Source organism: Roseovarius sp. EL26, from assembly GCF_900327775.1.
Lineage (GTDB): Bacteria > Pseudomonadota > Alphaproteobacteria > Rhodobacterales > Rhodobacteraceae > Roseovarius.
Map to the genome: position 1 here is coordinate 420,469 of NZ_OUMZ01000007.1, position 15,573 is coordinate 436,041.

Consider the following 15,573-nt stretch of genomic DNA (forward strand, 5'->3'; position numbering starts at 1 on the left):
GGTAGATTGATTGCATTGCGCTTGCATTCTGTCAAGCCTATCTAGTAGTAGGTCACAAGGTGGCGAGTGAGATGACAGATACCCGAACGCAAATTCTTGATTTGGCGGAACGTGCCATTCGGCTGCGTGGCTATCATGCTGTCAGCTTTCGTGATCTCGCGGATGAGATGGGGATTAAATCGGCCAGCATTCACTATCATTTTAGGCAAAAGCATGATCTGGGGCTGGCTGTAGTTGATCGTTACGCAACGCGCATTGCTGATCTGATAGGTCCGGCAGGGGCGCTTGACTGGCCTGAGGCATTGCGCGCGTTTTGCGATGTCTACAAAGACGCATTGTATCAAAGTGACCTGCAATGCCTGTGTAGTATACTAGCCTCAGAAAGCTCGGGACTTCCGGATGAGGTGGCCGACCGTGTCGCCGAATTTTTCCGCAATAATATTAACTGGCTAATGGCCTCTCTGCCGGACAACATCTCGGATAAAAGATCACAGGCGCTTGCCGCACAAACCGCTGTTCAGGGGGCAATGACTGTTGCTGTTAGCCTGAAAGACTATTCCGTAATGGACCTGACCATTGAGCGCCTGTGCGCGCCTCTTCAATAAATTCTTTGAATTTTCTGTTGCATGTCGCCGCATGTGCAATCGGCGATAAGCGGTGCCTCATGACGGGTTTGTGACATGGCGTGTGAAAATAATCTTGCCTTGAATTTGTTTAACCTCATGTCCGGTTGCGTAACCGGCTGACTTTGAGCAAATCAATGGAGTGAGGACATGAACAGATCGAAGATATTCGCGTTAGCGGTTACGGCCACAACCCTGCCGGCATCGGGGGCTTTTGCCGAAGAGCAATTTTATTTGCAGGGGTCGCTGGGGTTTAACCAGCTTTTCGACACAGACCAGACCGGATCATCGGGACCAGGTGGGGCACAGGCAAATGTCGCGTCAGATTTTGATGGTGGCTACAATCTGGGCATTGCGGTTGGCACCAAAATTCCGGCGTGGTCTGGCGTTCGGGCTGAGCTGGCGCTGTCTTATAGTGAAAACGATGCCGACTCGATCGATTTCTCCGGTAATGGTGCGGGAGAAGAAGGAAACGTTCAGGGTGACATCAGCTCGACTTCGATCTTCGCCAATCTTTTGTACGACATCAAGACACCGCATGAACGTTTCACGCCCTATATTGGCGCAGGCATTGGTGCGGCGTTTATTGATTCCAGCGTTTCTTACGGTGGCCTGCCAGTGCGTATTAACGATGACGATGAGGTCTTTGCCGCGCAGCTGATTGCTGGGGTAGCCTATAAGTTGAACGACCGCTTGGATCTGACATTCGATGCACGTTACAGCCGCGCATTTGATGTTGAACTGACACGTGTAGGGCCCGCTGGACCTGCGACCGTTTCAGATGACTTTGATAATCTCAGCCTCAATGTTGGCCTGCGCTTTGGCTTCTAAGCGTAGATAGCAGCCCCCAGCTAGCCAACGTTGATGTCCGCCGTCAGGTCAATGATCCTGACGGCGGACACATCAAAGTTTGCGGATCTTCAGGCTACTGACCCGGTTGTCTTGGCGAGCCACGATCTGAAAGCGGAAACCGTGAAAGTTGAACACCTGATCCACGGAGGGAATCATACGTGCCTCGTGAATTACCAGTCCAGCCACGGTATTGGCGGCGTCATCGGGCAGGTTCCAGTCCGTTGCACGATTTAGGTCGCGGATAGTCATAGCGCCATCGATCAGGAACTGATTATCGTCACTTTTGTGAATGGCGTGCTCGGCTGCGGGGTCAAATTCATCGGTGATCTCACCAACGATCTCTTCCAGAATATCCTCAAGCGTGATCAGCCCTTGCAGGGTGCCATATTCGTCAACCACCAAAGCAAAATGGCTGCGGCGGCGCAGGAACTGGCGCATCTGATCATCAAGTGTTGTGGTTTCCGGCACAAAATACGGGGCGCGGGCTACTTTAGCGATGTCGAAATCCTTGGCCAACTTGGGAGAGGCTTTTTTGCCTTTCGAAGAGCCAAACATGTAGCGCAGCAAGTCTTTGGCGTGGATCACACCAATGATGTTGTCAGGGTCATCCTGAAAGACTGGCAGGCGAGTGTGATTGCTGCGTAGACATTGATCCAGAATGTCCTGTGGGTCAGCACTGGCATCGATCATCTCGATATGCGAGCGGTGCAACATGATTTCTTCAACCGCGCGGTCCACCAGATCAAGTGCACCAAGGATACGGTCTCGGTCTTCTTTCTCAACGATGCCTTCGGAATGGCCCAGATGTAGCGCTCCGGCGATTTCCTCGCGCACCGCAAGAATGTGGCTGTCCGGATCGATTTTTACACCAAAAAGGCCCAAAACACCCCGTACCAGCCAGCGCACAGCAGTCACAATCGGGGAAAAGACTAAAATAACCACGCTGATGATCGGGGCGGTACGTTCGGCTGCGGCTTCGGCGTTGGTGATGGCGTAGGTCTTGGGCAGGACCTCGGCAAAGATCAAGACCAACATTGTCATGACCAATGTGGCGATTGCCACACCACTTTCACCTAGTGCGCGGGTGAAAAGCGCTGTTGCCAATGATGTCGCGAGAATATTGACAAGGTTATTGCCCAAAAGCACTGAACCAATCAGGCGTTCGCTGTCTTCGGTAATTTTCAATGCGCGGTTAGCGCGACGCTCGCCCTTGTCTGCACGAGCGCGTAGTTTACCACGCGAGGCTGCTGTAAGTGCGGTTTCGCTGCCCGAAAAGAAAGCGGACAGGACCAGAAGGCCCAGAATTGCACCTGCGGTAAGCCAGAATGCGCTATCAAGTATTGGTGATGTCGGTTCCATTGACCTTAATGCCTTTGTATTCCCTAGGGTTATGGGCATTGCAGGCCCGGCAATCAAGGGATCAATCATTGTGGTTATACGGGATTTAGGGCAACAAAATGATCCCTTGCTGCTTTTTGGCGGACCCTATTCGAACCTGCAAGCGCTGACTGCGCTTAGGAAACAGGCTGAAAAACAAGCGATTTCAAGCGATCGCATGATTTGTACCGGAGATGTGGTGGCCTATTGCTCTGCGCCACATGAGACGGTGAAAATGATTCGAGATCTGGGTTGTCCAATCGTCGCAGGTAACTGCGAAAAACAACTTGCAGCGCGGCAAGACAATTGCGGTTGCGGGTTTGACGCGGGCAGCACATGTGATCTGCTTTCAGCGGGGTGGTATGCCCATGCCAACCTTGCTGTAACGGATGACGATCGTGTGTGGATGCGTAATCTGCCGGATATTGTTGTCTTTACCCACTTTGGGCGGCGCTTTGCAGTAATCCATGGGGGCGTTTCGGAGATCAGCCGCTTTATCTGGCCGGTTTCTGTGGAAGAGGTGTTTGAGCAGGAGGTGGCGCAGGTGCAAGCCATCGTTGGCCTGGTGAATGGTATCATTGCAGGGCATAGCGGAATTGCATTTCTCCGGCATGTCGCTGGTGTGGAGTGGATCAATGCAGGGGTAATCGGTATGCCTGCTAATGCGGGTGTCGCGACGACGCAATATATAACGATGTGCGAAGGTCAGGCACAAATCCATGCGCTGAATTATGATCATCAGGCTGAACAGAAGGCCATGCGCGCGGCTGGCTTGACGCAGGGCTATCACGATGCGCTCGTTTCCGGTTATTGGCCGTCCGAAGATGTGCTTCCGTCGGATTTACGCCGTGCGGTAACCGCCAGTGGGTGATGACCCTCGACCAGATCACGCAGGCGCTCTTCTAACACATGGGTATAGATCTCGGTCGTGGCGACATCTGCATGGCCCAGAAAGGTTTGGATTACCCGGAGGTCAGCACCGTTGGCCAGCAAATGCGTGGCAAATGCATGGCGCAGGGTGTGCGGTGTGACCTGTGTTGGAGGCACACCGGCTGCGACTGACAATTCCTTGATCAGAAGATAAAATCGATGCCGGGTCAGATGGCCGGATTTTCCCGAAGAAGGGAACAAAAATGCTGAAACAGGTTTGCCTTTAAGACGCGCAACTTCTTGGTTTTCATCCCTTACACCGATCCATGCCGCCAACGCCTCACGGGCCGGAGGGGACAGTGGGACCATACGCTCTTTACCGCCTTTACCTTTGACCAATAGCATGTTGGGATCGCCACGTGTTGACGACACAGGCAGCGAGACCAGCTCTGTTACTCGCATGCCCGTGGCATATAGCAGCTCCATCAGGCAGGTATTGCGCAGTTTGTCGGCGGTTGACCGGCCACATTGGCGTGCTGCGACCAGAAGGTTATCAACCTGCTCCTCGCTCAGAGTTTTGGGTAGACGTTTTGCCTTGCCGGGGCCGCGAATGCGAATGGCAGGATTTTCTGATCGAAACCCTTCCTCAAAAGCAAAGCGATATAGTTGTTTGATGGCCGACAGGCGCCGCGCGCGAGTGGAAATAGCCAGCCCTTGCGCTTCGCAATGGATCAGATAGGCCTCAATATCGTTTTGCGTGGCCATGCCCATGCCAAGCTGGCGGCTGTTTAACCAGTCGCTGTAATTTCCCAGATCGCGGGCATAGGCGGCCAGCGTGTTTTGTGCGGCCCCCACTTCTGCGGCTTGTGATTCGAGGAAAACAGAGATCCAGTTGGGATTGTTGCTCATGTCGGGCTAGGGAGCAAAAGCAGCTGAAGTGCTGCGCGCCGTGCAGTATCTTCAAGCCCGATAGCACGAAGCGTGGACAAGGTGCTGGCCACATCACCTAGTTGGTTGCGACCTGCCTGATCCAGCTGCTTTGCCACTTCGAGGATTGTCTGCCCAAGCTTGCCGGAATTGAGTTTTTCTTGGTGCTCAGGGGCCGCATTTGTCGATTCAAAAGCTGTAGTGATAGCTTGCTGTAGCGGGGAAAGGGCGGCATCCCGTAGTGGTGCCCCCTTGGCTAGACCTGTTGCAAAGGTCGCGTCAGAGATCTTGTCCCCCATAGATTGGGCCGCGGCCTCATAATCTGGGGACAACAAGGCAATGGTGTAGGCCAGCTCTTGCGATGCGCCGGTCAAGTTGGCTGTGATCAGCCTCGGCGCAAATTGTTCGGCGAACGGTATGGCCAGTCCAACGTCTAGCATTGCATCCCATGCTGGATTGAGCGCTTCAGAAATGTCTACTTCGTTACCTGATTCTATGGCTTTATCAAGCGCCTGAATCGTTGCAATGCGATCCCAAACGCTGCCAGAGGCGGCGGGCTTGCGCGCCGTGTAAAGCCCCAGCAAACGATTTGCAGGCAGGGCACCGGTTTTGGCCAGACGTTCAGCGGCTTCCAGTTCAGCCTTCCAGCCAGAATTGCCGCGCAGATCAGCCGTGGCATAGGCGCGCGGCAAGCTGCGGGTGGGCCGCGGGCTACCAACGGCCTCATACAGACGAAACAACAATGGCGTCATTTTTCCGGGCGGTGCTTTGGGCGGGTTTTCTTCGATCATTTCCGGATCCAGAAACTGTTCCAGCAGATCGGCTTCGGTCGGGGTAAGGACACCCAGGCTGAGGGCGGTGTTATAAATCAGCGCTGCCGTGGGCCAGTCGCCTGAGCGTGCGCTACAGAATATACGGTTGGCATAACTTTGGCTCAGGATGGGGGCGCGGTACAATGCGGCGCAGGGGGCATCTTCAGCCCCGTCCAGCAGTGCCAGATCAAACCAGCTGTCAAACAGCACCGTGGATCCGGCGCCTGCACGTTCAAGCAGGGCAAGAGCGGCGTCAACGGCGCCGTATTTCGTTAACGCTTTGGTTCTGGCCTTAAGGAATAGCGCATCTGATGAGGTATCGTGCGGGGCTTCGGCCTCCGCCAAGAGCAGGGTGTAATATAACGCCTGCACCGCAGGTAGTGGCTCAGAGGATAAGCCTGCAAGGCTATTCACCAGATCAGCAGTTACACTGTTGTGCCATAGTGTGGCAGGCAAACCTGTGGTCGCTGGCGGCAAAAGTCCGACCGCATCACTGCGTTGATTATCCAAGGGCATGACTACGACATCGGGGGTTCTGACGCCGGTTGATGTGTCGCCCGGCAGAGGCTGCAATGTGTTGGGTGTCACGGCTGTGACGGGCAGGGGTTGCTCTAGCCATTCAATTGCCGACAACGGGTTTGGCGGGTCGATGGCCGAAAGAGGCTGCTGCGCCGCCAGCGGCGCGGCACTTAGTCCGAGGCACAGTAAAAACGTGTTATTGAGTTTCAAGCAGGATTTCCTGTCGGATCTCTTGTTGTGGCGCGGAAAAATCAGCCCCAAAGAAGGGGCCGATATACGCGTACCCCACAAGACCGATAAACGCCAACAAGGCCATGTAGACCAGTAGTTTGATAAGTCGATACATATATGTCCTGCCCTAATCTATGCCCGATTTTGCATTGGTTTTGTGTAACTTATAACTGGCCTTTTACATAAGATCACGTCATTCAGAGACAAGAGGGTGAATTTTGGCAGGGGAGCGCCGAAAAAAGTGGCTGCGGCGATGAATTGGAAGCTCAAAAAGACGGTTGTACTGGTCGGGATGATGGGTGCGGGTAAAACTGCAGTCGGCAAGGCATTAGCGGTCAGGCTGAATGCGCCATTTCTTGATTCGGACGCTGAAATTGTGAAAGCGGCAAATCGGACCATCGCAGAGATCTTTGAACGGGACGGCGAGCCGTTTTTCAGGGATCGGGAAACCGAAGTGATTGATCGATTGCTCGAAGAAGAATGCTGCGTTCTTTCAACCGGAGGGGGCGCGTTTCTGTCAGATAAAAACCGAGCTCTGATTTCCGATAAAGGTGTCTCGGTGTGGCTGAATGCAGATCTGGATCTGTTATGGTCACGCGTGAAACATAAAAACACCCGGCCTTTGCTTCGTGTGGCAAAACCATATGCAAAGCTTAAAGAGTTATATGATCAGCGTGTCCCTCTCTATGCGCAGGCAGATCTGAGTGTTCCGGCGCATCCGGATTATTCGATTGAGATGATGGCAGAGCAGGTTCTTGAGGCGCTGAGCGCGCGGAGCGATGTGATGGAGAAAAATACATGACCCAAACAGTGCATGTTGGCTTGGGCGATCGCGCCTATGACATCCACATTGGCCCCGGCCTGCTTGCACAGTCAGGTGGATTGATTGCACCGCTGTTGCATCGGCAACGTGTGGCAATCATTACCGATGAAAATGTCGCGGCACTGCATCTGAAAGCCTTGCAAGACGGGTTAGAGGCAGCAGGTATTGCGTCGACGGCGCTGGCACTTCCAGCAGGCGAAGCGACAAAATCGTGGCCACATTTTGAACGTGCGGTTGAATGGCTGTTGGCCGAGAAGGTTGAGCGTCGCGATGTCGTTATTGCTTTTGGTGGTGGTGTAATCGGCGATCTGGTTGGCTTTGCCGCATCGGTGTTGCGTCGTGGGGTGCGGTTTGTGCAGATCCCAACCAGCCTGTTGGCTCAGGTTGATAGCTCGGTCGGGGGCAAAACCGGCATTAACGCACCGCAGGGTAAAAATCTGATCGGTGCGTTTCACCAGCCTTCGTTGGTGCTGGCCGATACTGAAGTGCTGGGCACATTGACGCCACGCGATTATCTTGCCGGATACGGCGAGGTGGTGAAGTACGGGTTGTTGGGTGATGCCGCGTTTTTTGAGTGGTTAGAGAAAAATGGCCCAGCCGCAGCAGCGGGTGATATGGCGGCGCGGATTGCTGCGGTTAAACGCTCGGTCGAGATGAAGGCCGAGATTGTCGTGCGCGATGAGACCGAACAAGGTGACCGAGCGCTGCTCAATCTGGGGCATACCTTCTGTCATGCGTTAGAGGCGGCAACGGGTTATTCTGATCGCTTGCTGCACGGCGAGGGTGTGGCCATCGGTTGTGCTTTGGCGTTTGAATTGTCGTCGCGCATGGGCCTGTGTTCTCAAGAAGACCCAAGCCGTGTGCGAGCGCACTTGCGTGATATGGGCATGAAAGTAGATCTCAAGGATATCGATGGTGCTCTGCCTGATGCCGAAGGTCTTCTGGCATTGATGGGGCAGGACAAAAAGGTTGTCGACGGCCAGTTGCGCTTTATCCTGACGCGCGGCATTGGAGATGCGTTCGTCAGTGCAGACGTTGACCCAACGCTGGTGAAAACCGTTCTGAAAGAGACGCTTAAGGATCGGACGTGACACAAACATCGTGGCAGTCAGCCAATGGCAATTGGCCGTTTTTATAAGCTAAGTCTTGCAAAATGCGCCATTGCCAGCCATATGGGCGGTGCTAACGTTATTCTTTTTCGACCCACTGTCTCCCGATCTTCGGCGTTCAGTCTATCGATCCAGACCAACCACGCCGGGCTGTCGCACTAATGCGGACAGCAACAATTTTGGAGACTACGGATATGGCTACTGGCACCGTAAAATGGTTCAACACAACTAAAGGCTACGGCTTCGTCGCACCTGATGGCGGCGGCAAAGATGTATTTGTACACATCTCAGCTGTCGAGCGTTCCGGCCTGACAGGTCTTGCAGACAATCAAAAGATTACTTTTGACATCGAAGCTGGCCGTGACGGTCGCGAGTCTGCGATTAACATCTCAGCGGACTAAGCTTTCCGAGCTTAAGTGTAACGAAACGCGGCCCAAAAGGGGCCGCGTTTTGCGTTTCAGGTAGCGGTCTTCATGTTGACGCGCTTTGACAGCTCTTCCAAGCTTTCCACACGCTCGGAATATCGATCGACAAGATAGTCTTTCTGACCGCGGGTCAGCAGGGTGAATTTGACCAGCTCTTCCATCACGTCAACGATGCGGTTGTAAAACGGCGAGGACTTCATGCGACCATCTTCGCCAAATTCGAGAAACGCCTTGGGCACTGAGGATTGATTGGGAATGGTCAGCATCCGCATCCAACGGCCCAGAATGCGCATTTGATTGACGGCATTGAAGCTTTGTGAGCCGCCACAGACCTGTGCGATAGCTAAGGTTTTGCCCTGTGTGGGGCGGACGCCACCAATTGGTGCCAAGGGGATCCAGTCGATTTGGGTTTTCATAATGCCGGTCATCGCACCGTGACGTTCTGGAGAGACCCAGACCATACCTTCAGACCACATCACCAGATCGCGTAATTCTGCCACCTTGGGGTGGCTGGCCTCGGAATCGTCGGGTAGTGGCAAGCCCGAGGGGTCAAATAACTGTGTTGCGGCCCCAAACCGGTTCAGAATGCGAGCCGATTCTTCGGCCAGCAGGCGTGAGTATGAGCGATCACGCAAACTGCCATACAAAAGCAAAATGCGTGGCTTATGCGTTGGTCTCTCCTGTGGGATCAGTTTTGCCTCATCTACCGGGTGAAAGGCGCTGTCTGTGATGTTGGGCGCGTCACTCATAGGCGGTTGCCATTCTCATCAAGGATCATTTCGCCGTCTTTTTTATACACTGGCCCGGTTGGCCAGTTTTCCAAAAGATCGAGGATCTTTTCGCTGGGGCGGCAAAGCGCTACGCCTTTGGCAGTGCACACAATCGGCCGGTTCACCAGAACAGGATGTTCAACCATCGCATTCAAAAGAACCTCTTGGGAAACAGACGGGTCCGTCAGGCCCAGTTCCTCGGCATTGGTTTTATACGTGCGCAGGGCATCACGGGGCGTCAGACCGGCGGCTGCAAAAAGCCCCTGTAGCTGCGCTTTGGTCCAGCCTGTGTTCAGATATTCAACAACGACGGGATCATACCCCGCCTGACGTATGATATCGAGAACGTTTGATGACGTACCGCAACCGGGATTGTGATGGATAACGATGCTCATTTTTGACCTCGTTCAGATGGGAACCAATGTTTTGTTTTGTTTGCGAATGCTACCAGTGACAGCATAACTGGAACTTCGACCAGTACCCCAACAACGGTTGCCAAAGCGGCCCCGGAACCCAAGCCAAATAGGCTGATGGCCACGGCCACGGCCAGTTCAAAGAAGTTTGAAGTACCGATCAGGGCGCATGGGGCGGCCACGTTGAAAGGAATGCGCCAAGCCCGTGCCGCCCCATAGGCGATAAAGAAGATGCCGTAAGACTGAATCAACAGCGGGATCGCGATCAGCACGATGACCAGAGGACGGTCCAAGATGACCTCGCCTTGAAAACCAAAGAGCAGCACCACCGTAACCAGCAGACCAAAGATCGAAAACGGCTGGACCCGGCTTTTGAAGGCATCAACGGCCTCTTCACCGCCCTTTTGCACCAGTTTCTGGCGGGTCAGGTAGCCGGCCAGTAGTGGTAGCATGACGTAGAGGCCAACTGACAGCAGTAGCGTGTCCCAAGGGACGACAATATCGGTCACCCCAAGAAGGAAAGCTACGATCGGGGCAAAGGCGAAGACCATGACAACATCGTTCACACTGACCTGCACAAGAGTATAGGTGGCGTCGCCTCGGGTGAGGTTGGACCAGACAAAAACCATTGCCGTGCAGGGAGCTGCTCCCAACAAAATGACACCAGCAAGGTAGGCCTGTGCATCGTCTGGCGGGATCAAACCGGCAAAGACATAGTTGAAGAACAACACACCAAGTGCGGCCATGGTGAAGGGCTTGATCAGCCAGTTGACGATAAGCGTTACAATCAGTCCTTTGGGTTTGTCGCCGATCTGACGGATGGAGCTGAAATCTACTCCTACCATCATTGGGTAAACCATTGCCCAGATCAAAACCGCCACGGGCAAGTTGACGGAGGCAATCTCCAGCGAGGCCAGAAAAGCAAACAGGCTGGGAAATACGTTGCCCAATAATAGACCCGCGCCGATGGCAAGCGCTACCCAGACAGAAAGCCATCGCTCAAAGGCTCCAAGCCCCGAGTTTTCAATAACGGATGTGTCGGTCATAAGTTTTCCTTGTCAGAATGTAAGCTTCAGCAGTTACAGGCGATCTCATTGATCAGGGTTTTGCATTGTTCTGGTTGCCCGCCGCAGCAATCTTCCGTCAAAAAGGCGAGCAGGCCACGCATACCCTCCATATTGGCGAAATAGCGGATCATTCGGCCCTCGCGATTGTTGCGCAAAAGACCAGCTTGCGTCAGCACGGCTAGATTGGCGGACATGGTGTTTTGTTTAACGTTAAGCGCTTCTCCTATTTCACCGGAAAGCATACCGTCGGCGCCTGCACGAACCAGCAAGCGGAATACATCCAACCGGGTTGATTGTGAAAGGGCTGCGAGAGCGAGGAGGGCGTTTGTCTTATCCATATATCATGAATTATTGATATATTGGGTGAAGTCAATCTAAATTATGTGCTGTTATGAAAGTTTCATGGAACTGTAATGAAAAGCGGGATGACGTATCATCCCGCAATTTTGATAGCTTAGCTTAGCTTGACCAAGGCATGGCGTTTTTTGCCTGCGCTAAGTTTAATGGGCGCAGCAAAAGCAGTGGCATCCAGCATCAGACCGGCATCTGTCAGCGGCTCATCATTTAGCTTGGCACCATTTTCGCTGATCAGGCGCTTGGCTTCTTTACCGGATTTCACCAGACCGGATTTTACGATCAGTTGCACGATGGAAATACCATCACCCAACTCATCCGCGCTCAGCTCATAGGTTGGCAGGTCGTCTCCAACGCCACCCTTTTCGAACACCTCGCGCGCAGTTGTTTCGGCAGCGCGCGCCGCTTCTGCACCGTGCAGCAGGGTCGTGACTTCATTCGCCAGAATAATCTTGGCTGCGTTGATTTCAGATCCCTCCAACGCGCCCAGACGTTTGCATTCATCCAGTGGTAACTCTGTATAGAGTTTGAGGAAACGACCGGTATCTGCATCTGTCGTGTTCCGCCAGAACTGCCAGAACTGGTACGAGCTGCACATGTCGGCATTCAACCAAACTGCACCATCTTGCGATTTGCCCATCTTTTTACCGTCCGAGGTGGTCAGCAGGGGGGATGTCAGGCCATAAATCTCATGATCAAGTACACGGCGTGTCAGGTCGATACCGTTCACAATGTTGCCCCACTGGTCGCTGCCACCCATTTGCAGCAAACAGCCATAGCGGCGGTTCAGCTCTAAGAAGTCATAGGCCTGCAGGATCATGTAGTTGAACTCGAGGAACGACAGTGATTGTTCCCGGTCCAGCCGCGATTTCACCGATTCAAATGCCAACATCCGGTTGACAGAAAAGTGCCGTCCGATGTCACGCAGAAACTCCAGATAGTTCAACCCATCCAGCCACTCGGCGTTATTGAGCATGAGCGCTGCATTCTCGGCATCGCTGTCGTAGTCAATATAAGCCGCAAAAACCTTTTTGATTCCGGCAATATTGTCGTCGATCTGATTTTCGGTCAGCAGCGGGCGTTCATCTGCACGAAACGAAGGATCGCCCACCTTGGTGGTACCGCCGCCCATCAGGGTGATCGGCTTGTGGCCAGTTTTTTGAAACCAGCGCAGCATCATGATTTGGATCAAGCTGCCAACATGCAATGATTTTGCGGTGGCATCAAAGCCGATATAGGCAGGTGTCACCCCTTTGGTCAGCGCCTCATCGAGGCCCTGATAATCGGTGCAGTCAGCCAGAAAGCCGCGTTCCATCATGACGGTCATGAAATCCGATTTGGGGTGGTAGGTCATTATGCTTGTCCCAGTGTTGATTGCGGGGCATGTATAGGCAGGGTTTTGGCAAAGGAAAAGGCCATGATGAAAGCAGGTCCCATTTGGGCGCTGGGTGCAATGTCAGGCACATCGCTAGACGGTGTTGATGCCGCGCTGGTCCATACCGATGGCGAGGTGATTCACGCCTTTGGCGGTAGTGGATATCGGGCCTATTCCGAAGCTGAGCAACTGGCCCTGCGCGCAGCCCTTGGGAAATGGCAAGATGACGATTGTTCCGAGGCTTTACAGGTGATTCAGCAGGCTCATACAGGGCATCTCGGCACCTTTGAAGGTGCAGCTCTTATCGGATTTCACGGGCAAACTCTAGCACATGATCCACACGGGCGGGGAACACACCAAATTGGCGATGGCGCTGCTCTGGCCAATGCGCTCGACTGCCCGGTCGTATGGGATTTCCGGACTGCAGATGTACGGTTAGGGGGGGAAGGCGCGCCATTAGCACCGTTTTATCACTTTGCCTGCGCCAAATGGATCGGGGCAGAGAACCCTGTCGCCTTTTTGAACCTTGGAGGGGTTGGTAACCTGACGTGGGTCGACCCACAGAAGAAAGCCCCAGATACCCCAGGCGCGTTGTTGGCTTTTGATACGGGGCCGGCGAACGCGCCAATCAATGATTTGATGATGCAGCGTTTGGGTCGCGCTTACGATCAGGATGGCGCTTTGGCCACGCAGGGCAACGTGGTTGTGGACGCGGTTGAGCAGTTCTTGCTGCATCCGTACTTTGATCGCCTCGCCCCGAAGTCGTTGGACCGGGATGAATTCACTGGAATTCTGGAATTGGTTGCAGGACTGCCTGATTCCGATGCTGCGGCAACCTTGACCATGATGTGTGCAGCTGCCGTGGCACGTGGTTTGAAACGCTGTCCATCTATGCCAGAGCGAGTGCTGGTGACAGGGGGCGGACGTAAGAACCCGGTCTTGATGCATATGCTGAACGGCGTTTTGGAGGCTCAAGTTGATCCGGTAGAGGCGGTTGGGCTTGATGGAGACATGTTGGAGGCGCAGGCTTTTGCGCATCTGGCTGTTCGCGTGCAGCGCGGTCTGCCCACGTCTGGCCCGGGCACAACCGGTGTTCGTGCAGCGGTGTCCGGTGGGACAATCAGCAAACCATCAGGTAAGGGAGCAAATTGATGGACTACCAACTGGATGATGGGGCTGCAGGTGGGCACAAGTTGGGGGCCATTGTTCTGAGCACGGATGAAACGCTAGAATTTGAGGCGCGTCAGGTGTTGGAAGGGCAGGGTATTAACCTGTTGCATGCGCGCATCCCCGCGATGGCGGATGTGACACCAGAGAAGCTTGCAACCATGGCTGATGGGATGACCAGTACAGCGGCTTTGTTGCCAAGCGGGATGAAGGCCATTGCCTATGCCTGCACCTCAGGCGCCACCGTGATTGGCCCCAAGGAAGTCGAGCGTCTCGTTCAACAAGCGCATCCAGATGTGCCGGTGACCAACCCGATGACTGCTGTGATCGAAGCGATTAGGGCTCTTAATGTTAGGCGCATCGCTTTGGTTACCCCTTATGTGCCCAGCGTGACTGCTCCGATGCGGGCTTATCTGGCAGAAAATGGTATTGAGACCGTCAGCGAGCAAAGTTTTGGCGAAAGTGAAGATTCCACTGTCGCCCGAATTGCTGAACGCAGTACCCGTGATGCCATGCTGCAAGCGGCGCAAGCTGAGGGCGTGCAAGCGGTGTTTGCCAGCTGTACGAATTTGCGCACATTCGGCGTTGTCGATGAGGTTGAGTCGGAACTGAACCTGCCAGTTATAAGCTCAAACTCTGCTTTGATCTGGCATTTGCTGAAGCTGGCGGGAATAGACGCCAAAGGCTGGGGGCCCGGGCGGCTTTATGCATTATGAATAAGTCACCTTTTAAATCCGAAACTATTGCGGCACAGGCCGCGGGAGCGGTTGATGCCGCCGGAGCAGGGGTTGTGCCGGGTATCCAACCCGCGACGACATTTTTACGGGGACCAGACAACGCGCTTTTGCGGGGAGATAAAATTTACGGTCGCGACGACAACGATACCGTACGTCAGGCCGAAGAAATCTTGAACCAACTCGAAGGGGCGGCCGCGACGTTGTTGTTTCCTTCTGGTATGGCCGCAGCGGCAGCAGTGTTTCGTACTGTGTCGAATGGGGGGCGGGTTGTTCTGCAATCTGGCATCTATTGGGGTGTTACCAAATGGGCGCAGGATTTCTGTGCGCGGCGCGATATTATGTTGGATCAGGTCGATGCCTCTGATCTGGATGCTTTAAGTACTGCGTGCGCCCAGCCTGCAGATCTGGTCTGGATTGAAGTACCGTCAAATCCGTGGTTGAAAATCACCGACATCGCGGCAGCGTCTGATTTGGCGCATCGCGCTGGTGCGATATTGGCAGTGGATGGGACCGCAGCCCCGCCAACAATGACACAAGCCCTGCAATTCGGGGCTGATATAGTGATGCATTCGGCCACTAAGGCCATCAACGGGCACACTGATGTATTGGCGGGGGTGTTGTCTTGCGCAGATGCAGGCAGTGCTGCATGGCAAGCCATCGCGCTGGATCGCCATGATGCGGGCGCCATTATTGGGCCCTTTGAAGCGTGGCTGCTGATGCGTGGTATACGAACCTTGCCCTTGAGGCTTGAGCGTATGAGCGCGAATGCACAGGCCATTGCCGAATATCTGGCCACGCATGACAGGGTCGAGGCGGTCTGGTATCCCGGTTTGCGCGACCATCCAGGGTATGAGCTGGCCAAGCGCCAGATGCAGGGCGGATTTGGTTATATGTTATCTGTCGTAGTTAACGGTGGAGAAACTGCTGCACTGGCGGCAATTGGTCGATTGAGCCTGTTTCATCGGGCTACGTCATTGGGTGGGGTCGAAAGCCTTGTTGAGCACCGCCACTCGATTGAACCGCATTCGGGTATTCCACCGGGCTTATTGCGACTGTCGGTCGGGATTGAGCATATCGATGATCTGATCGCGGATCTTGATCAGGCCTTGAGGGGCTAATCAA

18 protein-coding genes are annotated in these 15,573 nt (G+C 54.1%); 9 read left to right on the forward strand and 9 right to left on the reverse strand.

Going from position 1 to position 15,573, the window contains the following annotated elements; genetic code table 11:
* The first annotated feature begins 71 nt into the window (after window positions 1-71).
* Together D9A02_RS09935 and D9A02_RS09940 are read left to right on the forward strand one after the other, a co-directional pair.
* Window positions 72-605: a TetR/AcrR family transcriptional regulator gene (locus tag D9A02_RS09935; protein ID WP_120500825.1), complete on the forward strand. Its 534-nt coding sequence runs from the start codon at window positions 72-74 to the stop codon at window positions 603-605.
* Window positions 606-773: 168 nt separating this feature from the next.
* A complete protein-coding gene (locus tag D9A02_RS09940) occupies window positions 774-1,454 on the forward strand; it encodes an outer membrane protein (RefSeq protein WP_120500826.1) in 681 nt (226 codons plus the stop codon).
* A 72-nt stretch (window positions 1,455-1,526) separates the two neighbouring features.
* Here the strand turns inward: D9A02_RS09940 and D9A02_RS09945 are convergent, their stop codons facing one another.
* Entirely contained in the window at window positions 1,527-2,834 is a 1,308-nt protein-coding gene (locus D9A02_RS09945) for an HlyC/CorC family transporter (protein ID WP_120500827.1), read from the reverse strand.
* Window positions 2,835-2,904: 70 nt separating this feature from the next.
* Between D9A02_RS09945 and D9A02_RS09950 the strand changes: the two genes are divergently transcribed.
* Window positions 2,905-3,723 (forward strand): metallophosphoesterase, encoded by an 819-nt coding sequence (locus D9A02_RS09950; RefSeq protein ID WP_162933025.1) that lies wholly within the window; start codon window positions 2,905-2,907, stop codon window positions 3,721-3,723.
* Here D9A02_RS09950 and D9A02_RS09955 read toward each other — a convergent pair.
* From D9A02_RS09955 to D9A02_RS19225, 3 genes are read right to left on the reverse strand one after another with little or no spacing between them, the layout of a single operon-like run.
* A complete protein-coding gene (locus D9A02_RS09955) occupies window positions 3,660-4,631 on the reverse strand; it encodes a site-specific tyrosine recombinase XerD (protein ID WP_120500829.1) in 972 nt (323 codons plus the stop codon). The two genes, D9A02_RS09950 and D9A02_RS09955, sit on opposite strands and share 64 nt — an antisense overlap.
* A complete protein-coding gene (locus D9A02_RS09960; protein ID WP_254054602.1) occupies window positions 4,628-6,190 on the reverse strand; it encodes a hypothetical protein in 1,563 nt (520 codons plus the stop codon). The genes D9A02_RS09955 and D9A02_RS09960 overlap by 4 nt, the downstream gene beginning before the upstream one ends.
* Window positions 6,177-6,326, reverse strand: coding sequence for a hypothetical protein (locus D9A02_RS19225; protein ID WP_162933026.1), 150 nt, complete (start codon window positions 6,324-6,326; stop codon window positions 6,177-6,179). Before D9A02_RS19225 ends, D9A02_RS09960 begins: the two co-directional genes overlap by 14 nt.
* A 138-nt stretch (window positions 6,327-6,464) precedes the next feature.
* On the opposite strand from D9A02_RS19225, the gene D9A02_RS09965 reads away from it, so the two are divergent.
* The 3 genes from D9A02_RS09965 (at window position 6,465) to D9A02_RS09975 (ending at window position 8,544) form a co-directional block, all read left to right on the forward strand.
* Entirely contained in the window at window positions 6,465-7,013 is a 549-nt protein-coding gene (locus D9A02_RS09965; protein ID WP_120500830.1) for a shikimate kinase, read from the forward strand.
* Window positions 7,010-8,125, forward strand: coding sequence for a 3-dehydroquinate synthase (gene aroB, locus D9A02_RS09970; RefSeq protein WP_120500831.1), 1,116 nt, complete (start codon window positions 7,010-7,012; stop codon window positions 8,123-8,125). Before D9A02_RS09965 ends, aroB begins: the two co-directional genes overlap by 4 nt.
* Window positions 8,126-8,337: 212 nt before the next feature.
* Window positions 8,338-8,544 carry a cold-shock protein gene (locus tag D9A02_RS09975; protein ID WP_120500832.1) on the forward strand — a complete coding sequence of 69 codons (207 nt, stop codon included), beginning with the start codon at window positions 8,338-8,340 and terminating at the stop codon, window positions 8,542-8,544.
* Between the two features lie 56 nt (window positions 8,545-8,600).
* On the opposite strand, the gene arsH is transcribed toward D9A02_RS09975, so the two are convergent.
* From arsH to tyrS, 5 genes are all read right to left on the reverse strand, one after another.
* Window positions 8,601-9,317 carry an arsenical resistance protein ArsH gene (gene arsH / locus D9A02_RS09980; protein ID WP_120500833.1) on the reverse strand — a complete coding sequence of 239 codons (717 nt, stop codon included), beginning with the start codon at window positions 9,315-9,317 and terminating at the stop codon, window positions 8,601-8,603.
* Window positions 9,314-9,733, reverse strand: coding sequence for an arsenate reductase (glutaredoxin) (gene arsC / locus D9A02_RS09985; protein ID WP_120500834.1), 420 nt, complete (start codon window positions 9,731-9,733; stop codon window positions 9,314-9,316). The genes arsH and arsC overlap by 4 nt, the downstream gene beginning before the upstream one ends.
* Window positions 9,730-10,797, reverse strand: coding sequence for an ACR3 family arsenite efflux transporter (gene arsB / locus D9A02_RS09990; RefSeq protein WP_120500835.1), 1,068 nt, complete (start codon window positions 10,795-10,797; stop codon window positions 9,730-9,732). The genes arsC and arsB overlap by 4 nt, the downstream gene beginning before the upstream one ends.
* A 26-nt stretch (window positions 10,798-10,823) precedes the next feature.
* Window positions 10,824-11,156 (reverse strand): helix-turn-helix transcriptional regulator, encoded by a 333-nt coding sequence (locus tag D9A02_RS09995; RefSeq protein ID WP_120500836.1) that lies wholly within the window; start codon window positions 11,154-11,156, stop codon window positions 10,824-10,826.
* A 116-nt stretch (window positions 11,157-11,272) separates the two neighbouring features.
* On the reverse strand, window positions 11,273-12,526 hold the full coding sequence (gene tyrS / locus D9A02_RS10000) for a tyrosine--tRNA ligase (protein WP_120500837.1): 1,254 nt from the start codon (window positions 12,524-12,526) through the stop codon (window positions 11,273-11,275).
* Window positions 12,527-12,589: 63 nt separating this feature from the next.
* Between tyrS and D9A02_RS10005 the strand changes: the two genes are divergently transcribed.
* From D9A02_RS10005 to D9A02_RS10015, 3 genes are read left to right on the forward strand one after another with little or no spacing between them, the layout of a single operon-like run.
* Window positions 12,590-13,699 carry an anhydro-N-acetylmuramic acid kinase gene (locus tag D9A02_RS10005; protein ID WP_120500838.1) on the forward strand — a complete coding sequence of 370 codons (1,110 nt, stop codon included), beginning with the start codon at window positions 12,590-12,592 and terminating at the stop codon, window positions 13,697-13,699.
* Window positions 13,699-14,430 carry an aspartate/glutamate racemase family protein gene (locus D9A02_RS10010; protein WP_120500839.1) on the forward strand — a complete coding sequence of 244 codons (732 nt, stop codon included), beginning with the start codon at window positions 13,699-13,701 and terminating at the stop codon, window positions 14,428-14,430. The genes D9A02_RS10005 and D9A02_RS10010 overlap by 1 nt, the downstream gene beginning before the upstream one ends.
* Complete coding sequence (locus tag D9A02_RS10015) at window positions 14,427-15,569, forward strand: PLP-dependent aspartate aminotransferase family protein (RefSeq protein ID WP_120500840.1); 1,143 nt, start codon at window positions 14,427-14,429, stop codon at window positions 15,567-15,569. The genes D9A02_RS10010 and D9A02_RS10015 overlap by 4 nt, the downstream gene beginning before the upstream one ends.
* The last annotated feature ends 4 nt before the right edge of the window (window positions 15,570-15,573 follow it).